The organism is Saccharopolyspora cebuensis (assembly GCF_039542665.1).
Lineage (GTDB): Bacteria > Actinomycetota > Actinomycetes > Mycobacteriales > Pseudonocardiaceae > Saccharopolyspora > Saccharopolyspora cebuensis.
The window spans coordinates 1-14,750 of record NZ_BAABII010000004.1; the positions used below are offsets into that span (position 1 = coordinate 1).

Annotated in this window: 15 protein-coding genes; 7 read left to right on the top strand and 8 right to left on the bottom strand. The window is 73.2% G+C overall.

The window, feature by feature from the left end:
* Positions 1–227: 227 nt before the first annotated feature.
* Genes ABD976_RS06525 through ABD976_RS06545 form a run of 5 tightly spaced genes read left to right on the top strand, consistent with a single transcriptional unit; the run spans position 228 to position 4,270 of the window.
* Positions 228–848, top strand: a complete 621-nt coding sequence (locus tag ABD976_RS06525; protein WP_345358795.1) for a DUF4178 domain-containing protein — start codon at positions 228–230, stop codon at positions 846–848.
* Positions 845–1,285 carry a DUF4247 domain-containing protein gene (locus ABD976_RS06530; protein WP_345358798.1) on the top strand — a complete coding sequence of 147 codons (441 nt, stop codon included), beginning with the start codon at positions 845–847 and terminating at the stop codon, positions 1,283–1,285. Before ABD976_RS06525 ends, ABD976_RS06530 begins: the two co-directional genes overlap by 4 nt.
* On the top strand, positions 1,282–2,196 hold the full coding sequence (locus tag ABD976_RS06535) for a hypothetical protein (RefSeq protein WP_345358801.1): 915 nt from the start codon (positions 1,282–1,284) through the stop codon (positions 2,194–2,196). Before ABD976_RS06530 ends, ABD976_RS06535 begins: the two co-directional genes overlap by 4 nt.
* Positions 2,197–2,238: 42 nt before the next feature.
* Positions 2,239–2,664 (top strand): DUF350 domain-containing protein, encoded by a 426-nt coding sequence (locus ABD976_RS06540; RefSeq protein WP_345358804.1) that lies wholly within the window; start codon positions 2,239–2,241, stop codon positions 2,662–2,664.
* Between the two features lie 13 nt (positions 2,665–2,677).
* Positions 2,678–4,270: a polyamine aminopropyltransferase gene (locus tag ABD976_RS06545; protein WP_345358807.1), complete on the top strand. Its 1,593-nt coding sequence runs from the start codon at positions 2,678–2,680 to the stop codon at positions 4,268–4,270.
* 101 nt (positions 4,271–4,371) lie between these two features.
* Here ABD976_RS06545 and ABD976_RS06550 read toward each other — a convergent pair whose 3' ends face one another.
* The gene (locus ABD976_RS06550; protein ID WP_345358810.1) at positions 4,372–5,472 is read right to left on the bottom strand and encodes a LacI family DNA-binding transcriptional regulator; all 1,101 of its coding nucleotides are present in this window, start codon (positions 5,470–5,472) and stop codon (positions 4,372–4,374) included.
* Between the two features lie 186 nt (positions 5,473–5,658).
* On the opposite strand from ABD976_RS06550, the gene ABD976_RS06555 reads away from it, so the two are divergent.
* Positions 5,659–6,753 carry an ABC transporter ATP-binding protein gene (locus ABD976_RS06555; protein WP_345358813.1) on the top strand — a complete coding sequence of 365 codons (1,095 nt, stop codon included), beginning with the start codon at positions 5,659–5,661 and terminating at the stop codon, positions 6,751–6,753.
* An 82-nt stretch (positions 6,754–6,835) separates the two neighbouring features.
* Here the strand turns inward: ABD976_RS06555 and ABD976_RS06560 are convergent, their stop codons facing one another.
* Complete coding sequence (locus ABD976_RS06560; protein ID WP_345358816.1) at positions 6,836–7,576, bottom strand: DedA family protein; 741 nt, start codon at positions 7,574–7,576, stop codon at positions 6,836–6,838.
* A 254-nt stretch (positions 7,577–7,830) separates the two neighbouring features.
* Between ABD976_RS06560 and ABD976_RS06565 the strand changes: the two genes are divergently transcribed.
* Positions 7,831–8,820, top strand: coding sequence for an endonuclease/exonuclease/phosphatase family protein (locus ABD976_RS06565; protein ID WP_345358819.1), 990 nt, complete (start codon positions 7,831–7,833; stop codon positions 8,818–8,820).
* Here ABD976_RS06565 and ABD976_RS06570 read toward each other — a convergent pair.
* From ABD976_RS06570 to ABD976_RS06595, 6 genes are all read right to left on the bottom strand, one after another.
* Positions 8,795–9,100 (bottom strand): antibiotic biosynthesis monooxygenase family protein, encoded by a 306-nt coding sequence (locus tag ABD976_RS06570; RefSeq protein ID WP_345358822.1) that lies wholly within the window; start codon positions 9,098–9,100, stop codon positions 8,795–8,797. The genes ABD976_RS06565 and ABD976_RS06570 overlap by 26 nt on opposite strands.
* A 362-nt stretch (positions 9,101–9,462) precedes the next feature.
* A complete protein-coding gene (locus ABD976_RS06575; RefSeq protein WP_345358825.1) occupies positions 9,463–11,403 on the bottom strand; it encodes a YhgE/Pip family protein in 1,941 nt (646 codons plus the stop codon).
* Positions 11,400–12,059 carry an ATP-binding cassette domain-containing protein gene (locus ABD976_RS06580; protein WP_345358828.1) on the bottom strand — a complete coding sequence of 220 codons (660 nt, stop codon included), beginning with the start codon at positions 12,057–12,059 and terminating at the stop codon, positions 11,400–11,402. The genes ABD976_RS06575 and ABD976_RS06580 overlap by 4 nt, the downstream gene beginning before the upstream one ends.
* A 604-nt stretch (positions 12,060–12,663) precedes the next feature.
* Positions 12,664–13,164 carry a 2'-5' RNA ligase family protein gene (locus ABD976_RS06585; RefSeq protein ID WP_345358831.1) on the bottom strand — a complete coding sequence of 167 codons (501 nt, stop codon included), beginning with the start codon at positions 13,162–13,164 and terminating at the stop codon, positions 12,664–12,666.
* Positions 13,164–14,063: an HhH-GPD family protein gene (locus ABD976_RS06590; protein WP_345358834.1), complete on the bottom strand. Its 900-nt coding sequence runs from the start codon at positions 14,061–14,063 to the stop codon at positions 13,164–13,166. The genes ABD976_RS06585 and ABD976_RS06590 overlap by 1 nt, the downstream gene beginning before the upstream one ends.
* 38 nt (positions 14,064–14,101) lie before the next feature.
* Complete coding sequence (locus tag ABD976_RS06595; protein ID WP_345358837.1) at positions 14,102–14,578, bottom strand: beta-class carbonic anhydrase; 477 nt, start codon at positions 14,576–14,578, stop codon at positions 14,102–14,104.
* Positions 14,579–14,750 lie beyond the last annotated feature (172 nt).

The following is a 14,750-nucleotide window of genomic DNA, read 5'->3' on the forward strand; positions in this document are numbered from 1 at the left end:
AACTCCCTACCCCACAACGGAAGTTGCAACGACCCCCTGAACCCAAGGGCACCCTTGTCCCAGTTACTTGGGCGAGGGTGCCCCTCACTCGTTTCCCCATCGGGTGAACGGTGCGGGGACTCCGGACTTCGGCGCGGGGCGTCGCGGGTCACGTTTCGGCCAACCCGCCGCGGCGGATCGGGGTGCCGTCCTAGGGTCGGGCCCAGTCCAGTGAGGGAGGCGAGGACGTGAGCACTTCGACGGTGCTGACCATCGTGGTCGTGCTGCTGCTGATCATCGTGGTGATCGCGGTGGTCGTCGGGCTGCGGGCCCGCCGGTCGGCGCGTCCGGCGCGGACCTCGACCCCCGCCGACCCGTTCGGCACCGGCGACCAGGATTCGCTGCGCGGTGACCCGCGCGCGCTCAAGGCGAGCGACATCGTGGAGGTCCGGGGCACCACCTACACGGTGCGCGGCAGCCTGCGGTTCGACGAGGGCGGCTGGACCTGGGCCGAGCACCTGCTCGACGACGCCAAGGGCACCCAGGTGTGGCTGGCGGTCGAGGAGGACCCCGACCTCGAACTGTCGCTGTGGACCCCGGTCGAGGACGCGGGCGAACCCGGTGCGGCCACCGTCGAGGTCGGCGGCCGAACCTACCGCTCCGACGAGTCCGGCAGCGCGCGGTTCCGCAGCGAGGCCACCACCGGTCTGGCCGAGCAGGGCGCGATGCGCTACCACGACTACGAGTCCTCCGACGGCGGGCTGCTGAGCTTCGAGTCCTACGGCGAGGCGGACTGGGAGGCCAGCACCGGCGAGGAGCTGAGCCGCTACGACGTGCAGATCTACCCGAGCGCGGACGGCGAGCGATGAAGGGCAAGCTCTGGTTCGTGCTGGCCGCCATCGCCGCGGTGCTGGCCCTGATCATCGCGATCGTCGCGATCGTGTCCACCGGCACCGGTCCCCGCTCGCACATCGCGGCGACCTACACCCGCGCGGCGCACCTGGACCACCCCGGTGACGACGACAACGCGGCCTACACCAGCCGGAAGCTGCCCTCGGCCGTCGCCGACGACCTCACCCGCCGGTGGGAACCGCAGGCGCGTTCGGTGGACACCACCGGCATCTACCTCCGCTATCCCGACGACGCCGTGATCATCCACCCGCACCCGGGAGGTTCGTTGATCCACGTGATGGAGGTCGAGCGGGCCTACCGGCACTACCACGGCCACGTGAGCAGCGCGTGGGGCTGGTACGGCTACTCCCGCAGTGAGGGGTTCCGCGGCGGCGGCCCGGGGAGCGGGAAGTGAGCGCGCTCGCGCGGACCGTCCTGCTCCCGGCGGGACTGGTCGCGGCGCTGCTGACCACCGGGGGGACCGCCCACGCCGACGGGCCCGGCTTCTTCGGCGACGACGACGTCATCCGGTACGACCGGACGTCGAGCTACAGCGGTCCGCTGCTGCCCCCGTTCACCCCGACCGACGGCCGGGAGCTCGCCGCCGAACTCGCCGAGGCCGAACGGGCGCACGGGATCTGCTTCGGCTGGGAGCTGCACGACGGCAACACCGACGACCCGCCGGAGCAGGGGTCCAGCCGGGGCCCCGGCACGGATGCGGAGAGCTGCGCGCGGTGGGCCGAGGTCCGCGCCACCGTCGCGTGGGACCACCTCAGCTACGACGGCGCGGTGGACCTCGTCGTCGCGGCCTCACCGGACCTGCGTCCGCTCCCCTCGGTGGAGGACTTCACCGGCGTCGGCGTCACCGGCGAACGGCTCGTCGAGCACCCGATCGGCACCACCGGGCAGGCCGCCATGGCGCTGCCGCTGCTGCTGGTCGAGACGGGCGCGCTGCCCCCGGTGCCGACCCCGGCGGCCGAACGCGGCGCGCCGCCCCGCCCGCTGCCCGAGATGGACGAGGCCGGGCCGTGGGGCTGGGTGGGCGGACTGGGCGCCTTCGCGGTGCTGGCCGTCGGCTTGGGCGTGCGGGGGCGCATCAAGCACCGGCAGGCCTCCGCGCCTCCGCCTCCGCCCCCGCCGCAGCAGGGTCCGCCGCAGGGGATGCCGCCGGGTCCGCCGCCCGGGATGCCGCCGCAGGGCCCGTGGCCCGGTCCGCCGCCCGGCGGACCGTCCCCGCAGGGGCCCTGGCCCGGTCCGCCGCCCGGCGGACCGCCGCAGGCGCCGCCCCCGTGGCCGCCGCCCCAGAACCCGCCGCCCCGGCACTGACCCTCGACACGAGAAGCCCCCTCGACACGAGAAGGACACACCTTGCTCCAGGACCTGCTCTCCGGCCTGCTCGCCGCGGTCGCCTTCGGGGTGATCGGCGTGCTGATGATGGCGCTCGGCTACGTGCTGGTCGACCTGGCCACGCCGGGCCGCCTGCGCGACCTGATCTGGGTGCAGCGCAACCCCAACGCGGCCCTGCTGCTGGTGTCCGGCCTGCTCGGCGTCGGCATCGTGCTCACCACGGCCATCGCCGCCAGCGCCGACGACCTGGTCACCGGACTGGTCGGCACGCTCGCCTACGGCCTGCTCGGGCTGCTCATGATGAGCCTGTCGTTCCTGCTCATCGACGCCCTCACCCCCGGCAAGCTGGGCGACGAGCTCGCCTCGCCGAACCTGCACCCGGCGACCTGGGTGTCGGCGAGCGCGCACGTGGTGATCGCCGTGATCATCGCTGCGGCGATCTGGTGACCGCCTTCCCCCGATGAGCACCACCACCGAGGCGACCGGCGCCGACGACGCAGCGGCCCCGCGCTCCCCGCGCGGTCGGCCGAAGCGGCTCGCGGTGCTGGTCGCCGCGTTCGTCTGCGCGGCCTGCGGCCTGGTCTACGAGCTGGCCCTGGTCGCGCTCGGCAGCTACCTGATCGGCGACACGGTCGGGCAGGCGTCCATCGTGCTGTCGCTGATGGTGTTCGCGATGGGCGTCGGCGCGCTGGCCGCCAAACCGCTGCAGCGCTGGGCCGATGTCTCCTTCGCCGCGATCGAGCTGGCGCTGGCTCTGCTCGGCGGGCTCAGCGTGCTGCTGCTGTACGCGGCGTTCGCCTGGCTGAGCCTCTACATGCCCGCGCTGATCGTCATGTCGCTGGTGCTGGGCGTCCTGATCGGCGCGGAGATCCCGCTGCTCATGGTGCTGCTCCAGCGCATCCGGCGGCAGGACGCGGGCTCGGCGGTGGCCGACATGTTCGCCGCCGACTACGTCGGCGGGCTGATCGGCGGGCTGGCCTTCCCGTTCCTGCTGCTCCCGCTGTTCGGGCAGATCCAGGGCGCGCTGGTGGTCGGGATGCTCAACGCCGCCGCCGGGCTCGGCCTGGTGCTGACGGTGTTCCGGCGGGACCTGTCGCGGCGGGTCCGGCTGCTGCTCACCGCCGCCTCGCTGCTGGTCGGCGGGGTGCTGGTGGGCGCCTACGCGTACGCCGACGACTTCGAGGTCACGGCCCGGCAGGCGCTGTTCGCCGATCCCGTGGTGCACGCCGAGCGAACGCCCTACCAGGAGGTCGTGCTCACCGAGGAGGCGTCGCTGAGCGGGAACCGGGACACCCGGCTCTACCTCAACGGGGACCTCCAGTTCAGCTCCGTCGACGAGTACCGCTACCACGAGGCGATGGTGCACCCGGCGATGAACGGGCCCCGGCGCAGCGTGCTCGTGCTCGGCGGCGGTGACGGGCTGGCGCTGCGCGAGGTGCTGCGCTACCCCGACGTCGAGGAGGTCGTGCTCGTCGAGCTCGACCCGGCCGTGGTGCGGCTGGCCCGGGAGAACCCGCGCGTCCGCGACCTCAACGACGACGCGTTCGCCGACCCCCGGGTGCGCACCGTCGCCGCCGACGCCTTCTCCTGGCTGCGGGAGAACCGGCAACGCTTCGACGTCGTGCTGGTCGACATGCCCGACGCCGATTCCACCGCCACCGCCAAGCTCTACTCCACCGAGTTCTACGGCCTGGTCCGGCACGCGCTGGCCGACGGCGGGCGCGCCGTGGTGCAGGCCGGATCGCCGTACTTCGCCCCCGACGCGTACTGGTGCGTCGAGGTCACCCTGCGCGCCGCCGGGCTGCGCACCACGCCGTACCAGGTCTCGGTGCCCAGCTTCGGCGAGTGGGGCTTCCACCTGGCGTCGGCGGGCGACCCGCCGGCGCTGCGGCTGCCCGCCGACGCCCCACCGCTGCGCTCGCTGGACGCGCCGACGTTGCGGGCGGCGGCGAACTTCCCACCGGACCGGGACCGGCCGGCCGAGATGGAGCCGTCCACGCTGATGCACCCGACGATCCTGGAACACGCCAGGGTCGAGTGGCAGAACTACTGACCCGCACCCACCAGGGTGAACTTTTCCAGGTGAGGGGCACCCTGTACCCCGTTACGGGGTGCAGGGTGCCCCTCACTCCGCTCCCTTTCGGGTGAAGCGGGTCAGGGGCCGAACCAGCGTTCCTCCGCGGAGCGGGGCGGGGCCGAGGTGGCGCCGAGGACGAGCTGGGTTTCGAGCAGCACGTGGCGGGGGCGGCCGGGCTCCGCGGACTCCAGCAGCATCCGGCCCGCCGCGCGGCCCTTCTCCAGCACCGGCTGGCGGACCGTGGTGAGCCCGACGCGTTCGGCGTCCGGTATCCCGTCGAAACCGGTGATGGTGAGGTCCTCCGGCACCCGCAGCCCGCGCTCGCGGGCCTCGGTGAGCGCGCCGAGCGCCAGGATGTCGGAGGTGCAGATGATCGCGGTGATCTCCGGGTCGAGGTCCAGCAGCTGCGCGGCGGCGGTCGCGCCGGAGGCGGTGGTGTGGTCGAAGCGCTCCACCACCGGCACCCGCGCCCAGTCCACCCCGGCCTCGCTGAAGGACTCGGCGAGCGCGGTCAGCCGGGACTTCTGCACGTGGAAGCTGGCGTTGGCCTGCCGGTGCACCGAGGCCGGGCCGTCGTTGCGCCCGCGCGCCAACCGCATGCACAGCACGCCGATGCGGCGGTGCCCCAGGGTGATCAGGTGTTCGGCGACGGCCTGCATCGCCCGCACGTCGTCCGGGCCGACCCAGTCGAGGGTGTCGATGCTCGGCTGGTCGCTGACCACCACCGGCAGCGGGCGTTCGAGCACCGCGGCCAGGTGCGGGTCGTCCTCCGGCACCGAGTACACGACGAACCCGTCCACCCCGGCGCGGTGCACCGCGGCGACGTCCTCGCGCTCCGGGCTCGCCGGGATCAGCAGCAGCCCGTGCCCGGCGTCCTCGCAGGCCAGCGCGAGCCCTTCGAGGAAGCCGACGGCGCCCGGGTCGCGGAACGCGTAGGACAGGTTCTCGGTGAGCAGCAGTCCCACCGCCCCGGCCTTGCGGGTGCGCAGCGACCGCGCCACCGGATCCGGTCCCGGGTAGCCGAGCCGGCGAGCCGTCTCCAGGACCCGCTTGCGCAACTCGGGGGACAACTGGTCCGGACGGTTGTAAGCGTTCGAGACCGTGGTCCTGGAGACACCGAGCTCCGCAGCGAGCGAGGCGAGCGTCGCAGGCCGCCGGGCATTCGTTGACCGCGCCATGGAGGAACCGTAACGGTTCAGTACCCGACGGTGAAGCCACCATGATGCAGATCCCACTCGGCGCCGCGCGGTCGCCACGCCGACCGCCGCATGATCACCGGGTGAATTGGTTCATTCGACGGAATGAACTGAACTGAGTTAAGCGGCTACGGTCTCCTACACCGATTCGGGTGAAAGGTGTCACACATGGCCGAGGTCGCCTACGTCAACGCATCGCGCGTCTACCCCGGGACCCCACCGGTCCGCGCGGTCGACCGGTTGGAGCTCCAGGTCGCCGACGGCGAGTTCCTGGTGCTCGTCGGTCCCTCCGGCTCCGGGAAGTCCACCGCGCTGCGGATGCTCGCCGGGCTGGAGGAGGTGGACGAGGGCGCCATCACCATCGGCGGCCAGGACGTCACCAACACCCCGCCGAAGGCGCGCGACATCGCGATGGTCTTCCAGTCCTACGCGCTGTACCCGCACATGACCGTCGCCGAGAACATGGGCTTCGCGCTCAAGCTGCGCAAGACGCCCAAGGACGTGATCAAGCAGAAGGTCACCGAGGCGGCGGCCATGCTCGACCTGGAGAAGTACCTGGACCGCAAGCCCAAGGCGCTCTCCGGCGGTCAGCGGCAGCGGGTCGCGATGGGCCGCGCCATCGTCCGCGAGCCCAGCGTGTTCCTGATGGACGAGCCGCTGTCCAACCTCGACGCCAAGCTGCGCGTGGAGACCCGCGCCAACATCGCCGCCCTGCAGAAGCGGCTCGGCACCACCACGATCTACGTCACCCACGACCAGGTCGAGGCGATGACGATGGGCCACCGCGTCGCGGTGCTCAAGGACGGCCTGCTGCAGCAGTGCGCCACCCCGCGCGAGCTCTACGAGAACCCGGCCAACGCGTTCGTCGCCGGGTTCATGGGCTCGCCGGCGATGAACCTCAAGACGGTGCCGCTGCGGGCCGACGGCGCGGTGCTCGACGGGCGGACGATCCCGCTGCCCCGGACCGCGCTGGAGGCCGCCGGGTCCATCCCGGAGATCACCTTCGGCGTGCGGCCGGAGGCGCTGAGCCTGACCTCCGAGACCGAGGGCGGGATGAAGATGCTCGTCGAACTGGTGGAGGAGCTCGGCGCGGACGCGCTGATCCACGGCTCCATCGACGTGGACGGCTCGATGGAGCGGTTCGTGGTCCGCGCCGACGGCCGCACCCCGCCCGCCATCGGCCAGCAGGTCACCGTCGCCCTGCGCGACACCGACGAGGTCCACCTCTTCCACCCGGAGACCGGCGCCCGCCTGCCCGCCTGACACGCTCGGAACATGAGTGAGGGGCACCCTGCACCACGTGACGTGGTACAGGGTGCCCCTCACTCAGCTCACGATCGGGTGATCAGCGGAGGCGGTCGATCTCCTGGGTGGGCGGGTCGGTCCGGTCGTCCCCGTCGACCCGGGCGAACTGCTCGGTCGGTAATTCACCGGCCTGCTGCTTCTCCTGGCGCACGCGCATGATCCGCTTGACGATGAACACGACGATCGCGAGCGCGCAGATCGCCACGACGGCCTTGGACAGGATGCCCGCGTACTGCTCCACCAGGTGCCAGTTCTCCCCGAGGAAGTACCCGGCGAGCACGAAGATCGTGTTCCAGATCAGGCTGCCCAGCGTGGTGAACAGGACGAACGTGGTGATCTTCATCCGCTCGATGCCCGCGGGCAGCGAGATGAAGCTGCGGAACAGCGGGATCATCCGGCCGAAGAAGACCGCCTTGACCCCGTGCTTGGCGAACCAAGCCTCGGTCTTGTCGATGTCCTCGATCTTGATCAGCGGGATCTTCGCGGCGATCGCCCGGGTGCGGTGGCGGCCCAGCGCGGCGCCGATCCAGTAGAGGACCAGCGCGCCCAGCAGCGACCCGAGCGTGGTCCACAGGATCGCGCCGACCACGTTCATGTTCCCCTGGCTCGCGGTGAAGCCCGCCAGCGGCAGGATCAGCTCGCTGGGGATCGGGGGGAACACGTTCTCGATGGCGATGATCAGCCCGGCGCCGGGCCCGCCGAGTGCCTCCATCACCGAGATCACCCAGGCGGTGAAGCCGGTCGGCTCGGCGGTGGTGGACGCTAACGGCAACAACGGCATGTGCGGCTCCGGAGTCGGGGTGTCGGTGTGTCCGTTGTACCTATGATTCCAGCGGCTGCGCGGCGAGCCGCAACCGGCCGGGTGACGTCGGCCATGCTCACCGGCCGAACGCACGCACGTCACCGGAGCTCACCCGGACGGCTGATGAGTGAGGGTCGAGATCGCTCGTTGGGGCGGTCGTGCGGGTGCCGGGACCGGGTGGTGGCGCGGGGCGCGGACGGGCGCTGGGAAGGTGGGCCGCGGAGGTGGGGACGGTGCAGCAGGTGCGCGAGGAGGACCGCAAGCCGGGCGGTGGGGTGCTCACCGCGTTCGGCGCGCTGGTGACGGCGGTCTTCGTGGTGTGGGCGGTGCTGCCGCTGACCGGCTGGGACACCCACCGCTACGTCATCGCCCTGGTGTCGCTGACGCCCTACGCCGTGCCCTGCGGGGCGCTGCTGCTGGTGGTGGCCCTGATGCTGCGGCGCTGGCTGATCGCGCTGGTGGTGGCGTTGACCACCGCCGGGCTGGTGGTGGGCGTCGCACCCCGCGCCCTCACCGACGAGCAGCCGGCGGAGGGCGCGCCGCTGCGGATGCTGTCGATCAACACCCACCTCGGCGAGGCGTCACCGGAGCGGATCGTGGACCTGGTGCGCACGCACCGGGTGGACGTGCTCAGCGTCCAGGAGCTGACCCCCGGGCTGGCGGCGGCGCTCGACCGCGCCGGGCTCGCCGACGTGCTCCCGCACCGCGTCTACCAGCCCGCGCCCGGCGGGGAGGGGACCGGCATCGCCTCCCGGTTCCCGGCCGCGCCGCTGTCGCTGGTGCCCGAGACCACGCTGAACCAGCCCTCGGCCCGGATCGACGTGCCCGGAGCCGGACCCGTCGAGGTGGTCGCGGTGCACCCGATCTACCCGGTGGGCGCCGACACGGCGGGCGCCTGGTCGCGGGAGCTCGCCGCGCTGCCCGATCCCCCGGCCGAGGACGCCCCGCCCCGGGTGCTGGCCGGGGACTTCAACGCCACCCTCGACCACACCCGCGTCCGCGCGATGCTCGGCCGCGGCTACACCGACGCGGCCGACGCCACCGGGAGCGGGCTGCTGCCGACCTGGCCGGACGGCTGGTTCCCGCCGCCGGTGACGATCGACCACGTGCTGGTCAGCGAGGACATCGGGGTGCGCGGTTACCGCACCTACGAGGTCCCCGGCGCCGACCACCGGGCGATCCTGGCGGACCTGGTGGTCACTCCGGGTGGGACTCCTGGATGAGCTCGAACTCCAGCAGGCTCGACCCGCTGGCCACCGGCTGCTGCCGCTCGCCGGCGTGCGCCTCCTTCGCCGAACCGCCCAGCCACGCCTGGAAGTCCTCCTCGGACTCCCACTTGGTGTACACGAAGTAGCGGTCCTCGCCCTTGGTCGGGCGCAGCAGCTCGAACCCGAGGAACCCCGGCTGGCCGTCCACCGCGCCCAACCGGGCGGCGAACCGCTTCTCCAGCTCCGGACCAGCGCCCTCCGGCACCTCGATCGCGTTAATCTTCACAACAGCCATGCCGCCACCCTACGGCGCCCGCTGAGCCCCCAACCGGTGTCACACCTCTCAGCAGCCGAAACCCGGCAAGCGGCGAAGCCGGGGCGCAGCACTCCCGAGCACGAGCCGACCATCGTCAGGCGAGCGGCGAAGCCGCTTCCGCCTTGCCCCACCTAAGCAACCGGCACCGCCGCGGGTTCTCAGCGGTCTTCTCGCGAGGACGCCCTGACGCTGTGTACGTGTTTGGTACATGAGGAAGGGCGCCCGGAGCGAGAAGGCCGCTGAGGTTCCGCCACCCGCACCGCACCAACGCGACCACCACACCTCTTCCCGGCGAGAAGGCCGCTGAGTTTCGCCACCCGCACCGCGACCCGAGGTGACCCTCACACCACAACAACAGGGTGGAGGCGGTTCAGGGTGTAGGTTCTCCTCCGCACCACCGCCAGTGTTGTCAGCACCAGCGACCCGACCAGGAACCCGGCCAGCACGATGAGGTCGCGCACCAAGTGCGCCTCCAGGCCGCCGGAGGTGGTCACCCGCAGCCCGTCGACCAGGTAGGTCATCGGCAGCAGCGGTTGCAGCGCCTGGAACAGCTGCGGGGTGGTCTCCACCGGGTACAGGCCGCCGCAGGCGGTGAGCTGGACGACGAGCAGCACCAGCGCGAGCAGGGCGCCGACCGCGCCGAACAGGACCCGCAGGAGCTGGCTGAGCGCGACGAACGCCCCGGCCCCCAGCGACACGAGACCCACCGCGGGCCACGGCTGCACCGGGTTCAGGCCGAGCCCGAAGGTCATCGCGCCGAGCAGCGCCAGCCCCCCGGCGACGCCGAGCACGGCGGCGGGCAGGTACCCGGCCATCGCGATGCTCAGCGCGCTCACCCGACCGGTCAGCGCCCGAGTGTTCAGCGGCTTGAGCAGCAGGTAGGCGATCAGCCCGAACACCCAGAGGGCGAGGGCGAACAGCAGCGGCGCCATCCCGCGGCCGTAGACGTGGGCGGGGTGGAGGTTGCCGGTGCGCAGCTCGGTCGGCGAGGCGAGCACGTCGGCGGCCCGGGCGACCTGCGTCGGGTTGGTCTCCGGGAGCCGGCCGCGGGCGTCGTCGACGAGCCGCCGGAGCTGCTCGGCGCCGTCGGTGAGCTGGTCGGTGCCGTCGCGCAGCACCCCGCTGCCGGCGAGGATCGCGTTCAGCCCGCCGACCAGTCCGCCGCTGCCCCCGGCGATCTCGGCGCTGCCCGAGCGCAGGTCGTCGAGGGGCGCGGTGATCGAGCGGACCCGTTCCTGGAGCGGCCCGAGGCTTTCCCGCAGCCCGAGCGCCTGCGCCTGCGCGGCGCGCGCCGACTCCAGCGCCCGGCTCGCGTCGGCGTTGGCGGTGCCCGCCGCGTCGGCGACCGCGCGGGCCGCGGTCAACGCCCGCTGGTAGGCGGGGTCGCCGGCGAGTTCCGGATGGTTGCCGCCGAGCTCGTCGAGCGCGCTGGCGCCCTCCCCGGCCCGCTGGTCGAGGAACGCCGTCGAGCTGCTGATCGCGCTGAGCCCGCCGACCGCCGAGCCGCTGGCCCCGACCACCGCGTTCACCGCACCGGGGAGCTGGGCGGCGGTGAACTCGGTGACCGTGCCGAGCTGCTGGTCCAGCTTCGCGGTGGCCGAGGTGACGTCCTCCGCGCCCCGGTTGATCCGCTCGGTGCTGTCCCGGATGCCGCCGAGCCCCTCGGTGAGCGCTTCGGTGCCGCGCCTGCCCAGCTCGCTGCCCTCGACCAGCCGCCGCGCGGCGTCGGAGGCCAGCCGCAGCCGGTCCTTGGCCACGTCCAGCTCGCCGTAGAGGGCCCGCGCGTAGCTGGCGTGCGCGGCGGCGTCGACCTGCTGGTGGATCTCGTGCTCGGCGTGGTCGGCCAGCAGCCCGGCGAGGAACCCGTTGGCGTCGTTCTTGGTGATCCGCAGCTCGGCGCGCACCGGGTGGGGATCGCCCGCGGTGGCCAGCCGGGCGCTGAAGTCGGGCGGCACCTCGACGGTGAAGTAGTAGTCGCCCGCTTCGAGCCCGCGGCGGGCCTCCCGGGCGCCCACGAAGTGCCAGTCGAAGATCCGCCGCGCCTTGAGCTGCTCGACGAACTGCTCGCCCGCGTTGATCCGCTCCCCGGCCCGGTCGACGGGTTGGTCGGCGTTGACCACCGCCACCGGGACGCGGCCGGTGCGGCCGTAGGGGTCCCAGTTCGCCCACAGGAACAGCCCGCCGAACAGCAGCGGGACCAGCAGCAGCACCAGCGGCACCCAGCGGCGCCGCGGTCCGCGCAGCCTGCGCAGCTCCAGCCAGGCCAGGCGCAGCGCCCTCATACCCGGCTCCCGTGGCGCCGGTGGTGCGGGCGGGCGGGCAGGTGGCACACCTCGTACTCCTTCGACGGCGGATCCGTCGCGCTGGCCAGCACCGTGGTCCCGGTCGCGGCGACGCCGCGCAGCGCCGACCACACCCGGTGCCGGGAGGCCGGGGGGAGCCCGGCGTCGGCGTCGTCGACGACCAGCCCGGCGGGGGCGGTGGCCGCGGCGAGGGCGATCTCGAACAGCAGCCGGTCGGCCGGGTGCAGCTCGCGGACCAGCGCCCGCCGGTACGGGGCGAGCCCCACCAGCGCCAGCGCGTCGGCGATGTGCTCGGCCCGCACCCCGGAGATCATCCGCCGCTCGGTGACGGCCTCGGAGACGCGGTGCGAGCGCTCCAGCTCGCAGCCGGGGCGGAGCCGGGCGGGCCGGACCAGGCGGCGCACCGCGCGGGACTCCCCGGGCAGGACGTGCCCGGAGACGACGAGATCACCGGTGATGACCCGCATCCGCCCGGCCAGCGCCAGCAGCAGCGAGGTCCGGCCGGTCCCGGCGGCGCCGGTGATCACGCCCAGCGACCCCGGCTCGACGTGCAGGTGGACGTTCTCGAAGGCGTTGCCCTCGGGGCCCCGCGCGGTGATCCCGCGGGCGCGGATCCACACCCCGTCGATGTCCATCCACACCACTCCTGCCGGGCCGACGCTGCGTCCAAAGTGGCCGCTCCAGCGGACCCGGGCAACTCGTGGTAGACGTCCACAGTGGAGTCGACCACCCGGAAGGCCCAACCCACCGCCCCCCGATCAGGTGGTCAGCCGAGGTGAGGGGCACCCTTGCCCCAGTTACTCGGACAAGGGTGCCCCTCACTCAACTCCCGAACGGGTGAGGCCACCCCGGAACGATCCGCACCCCCGGCAAGCGGCGAAGCCGCTTCCACCCCACGCACCCGCCGAACGGAACCCCCGTCAGGCAAGCGGCGAAAGCCGCTTCCGCACCACGCACGCGCCGATCGGCCCCACCGTCAGGAAAGCGGCGTGAGCCGCTTCCGCACTACCCCACCCTCGCCACCGGCACCGCCGCGGGTTCTCAGCGGCCTTCTCGCGAGGACGCCCCGCCGCTGTGTATCGGAATACATGAGAAGGGGCGCCCGGAGCGAGAAGGTCGCTGAGGTTCCGCCACCCGCACCGCGACGCAACCGGACCACAACACTCTCCACCGCGAGAAGGCCGCTGAGGTTCCGCTACCCGCTACCCGCACCGCCCCGCGAAACGACCACCGCACCGTTCACAGGAACTCGATGTTGCCGGTGTGGGTTTCTGTGATGGCCACCCCGGCGACCCCGGCGCGGAGCGCGGGCGGCGGCAGCAGCGCGGCGAACCCCGCGCCGAGCTGCTCGTCGGTCAGGCCGGTGGCCAGGGCGCAGTGCGGCAGCCAGCCGCCCGGGAAGTGGTAGGCGGACGGGTTCGGCACCTGACCGGCGAGCACGTCGTGCACCGCGGAGTGCACCGCCAGCAGTTCGGCGTCGACCACCGCCCCGAGCAGCAGCGTCCGGTCCGCGCCGGAGCTGGCCCCGACGGTGGACAGCAGCAGGTCGGGGATCGACAGCAGTCGCAGTTCGGTGCGCAGCGACCGCCGCACCCGTTCCGGGATGCTGCCCGCCGCGGCGAGCGTGAGGTGCGGGCGTCCGGTCGCCGCGGGCACCCCGGCGTCGGTGAGCCGCCGCAGCAGCGCCCGGACCTCCGCCTCGGTGGTGGCGTCGAAGTAGAGGTCCAGGGCGTCGGCCATCAGTGCTCGCCGGGCAGCGCGAAGCGGTCGTCGTCGGTCTGCTCGACCAGGCCGTCGACCAGCAGCGAGTCCAGGCAGCGGTCGCGCTGCCCGGCGTCGGACCACACCGCGTCGAGCTGCTCGCGGCGCACCGGACCGGGTGAGTCGCGGAGCACGTCGAGCAGCTTGCCGCGCACCTGCCGGTCGGTCCCGGCGAACTTCTGGACCTTCTTCGGCGGTCCCGCGTAGGCGGGGCGGCCCGCGTGCTGCCACGCGCAGTCGGCGGCGATCGGGCAGCGCTCGCAGGCGGGCGAGCGCACCGCGCACACCACCTGCCCGAGCTCCATCAGGGCCGCCGACAGCGCCGCCGCCGGGGCGTCCTCCGCGGGCAGCAGGGCGTCGACGTCCGCGAGGTCGCGGGTGGTCGACGGCGGGCCGGCGTCGCCCGCGCCGTGCACCGCGCGGGCGACCACCCGGCGCACGTTGGTGTCCACCACCGGCACGCGCTTGCCGTAGGCGAAGGCGGCGACCGCGCGGGCCGTGTAGGCGCCGATGCCGGGCAGCGCCAGCAGGGTGTCGACGTCGGCGGGCACCACGTCGCCGTGGTCGGCGGCGATGGCGGCGGCGGCCTGGTGCAGCCGCTGCGCCCGGCGCGGGTAGCCGAGCTTGCCCCAGGCGCGCAGCACCTCGCCCTGCGACGCGGCGGCCAGGTCGGAGGGGCGCGGCCAGCGCCGCATCCACTCCTCCCAGATCGGCAGCACCCGGTTGACCGGGGTCTGCTGCAGCATCGTCTCGCTGACCAGCACGCCCCAACCGGTGACACCGGGGGCGCGCCACGGCAGCGGGCGGGCGGTGGCGGCGAACCAGTCGACGAGCGTCTCGCCGTCGATCGGCGCGGGGCGGGGCGGGGAGGTCGTCATGGCGCCGTCGATCCTGCCAGACGCCCCGGGCCGGGCGATCAGACCTCGGTGAGCGCGCCGGTGGCGATGTCCTCGACGAAGCCCCGGACGCTGGTGGTCTCGGTGAGGAAGGGGCTGCGGCGGACCCGCTCCAGCGACTGCCGGACGTCCTGCTCGGTGTCCCGGAAGGTCTCGACCGACCACGCCGGGCGGACACCGGTCTCGGTCTCCAGCTCGTCCTTGAAGTCGCCCTCGGTGAAGGTGCGCATCCCGCAGCCGGTGTGGTGGACCAGCACGATCTCGCGGGTGCCGAGCTTGCGCTGGCTGACCGCGAGGGAGCGGATCACGTCGTCGGTGACGGCGCCGCCCGCGTTGCGGATCACGTGCGCCTCGCCCGCCGCCAGGCCGAGCGACTCGGCCAGGTCGATGCGGCAGTCCATGCAGGTCACGATGGCCACCCGGAGGCCCGGTGCGGACGGCAGGTCCGGTCGGGTGCGGCTGGTGTTGCGCTGGAGCAGCTCGTCGGTGGCGGTCACGGTCCCCTCCTCGGTCCTCCGGCCTTCCGGCCGTACCCCCGATCGTATGACGCCCGCCGGTCCGCCCCACCGCTAACCCCGCACCCGGCCGCGCACCTCACCCGAACGGGACCTGAGTGAGGGGCACCCTGGCCCACGTAACGGGGTACAGGGTGCCCCTCACCTGGTTCGA

Coding starts and splice junctions, on each gene's coding strand:
- ABD976_RS06575 (WP_345358825.1), bottom strand. CDS start 11,403: ATGAGGGCGCTGCGCCTGGCCTGGCTGGAGCTGCGCAGGCTGCGCGGA.
- ABD976_RS06560 (WP_345358816.1), bottom strand. CDS start 7,576: ATGCCGTTGTTGCCGTTAGCGTCCACCACCGCCGAGCCGACCGGCTTC.
- ABD976_RS06580 (WP_345358828.1), bottom strand. CDS start 12,059: ATGGACATCGACGGGGTGTGGATCCGCGCCCGCGGGATCACCGCGCGG.
- ABD976_RS06530 (WP_345358798.1), top strand. CDS start 845: ATGAAGGGCAAGCTCTGGTTCGTGCTGGCCGCCATCGCCGCGGTGCTG.
- ABD976_RS06570 (WP_345358822.1), bottom strand. CDS start 9,100: ATGGCTGTTGTGAAGATTAACGCGATCGAGGTGCCGGAGGGCGCTGGT.
- ABD976_RS06550 (WP_345358810.1), bottom strand. CDS start 5,472: ATGGCGCGGTCAACGAATGCCCGGCGGCCTGCGACGCTCGCCTCGCTC.
- ABD976_RS06555 (WP_345358813.1), top strand. CDS start 5,659: ATGGCCGAGGTCGCCTACGTCAACGCATCGCGCGTCTACCCCGGGACC.
- ABD976_RS06590 (WP_345358834.1), bottom strand. CDS start 14,063: ATGACGACCTCCCCGCCCCGCCCCGCGCCGATCGACGGCGAGACGCTC.
- ABD976_RS06545 (WP_345358807.1), top strand. CDS start 2,678: ATGAGCACCACCACCGAGGCGACCGGCGCCGACGACGCAGCGGCCCCG.
- ABD976_RS06585 (WP_345358831.1), bottom strand. CDS start 13,164: ATGGCCGACGCCCTGGACCTCTACTTCGACGCCACCACCGAGGCGGAG.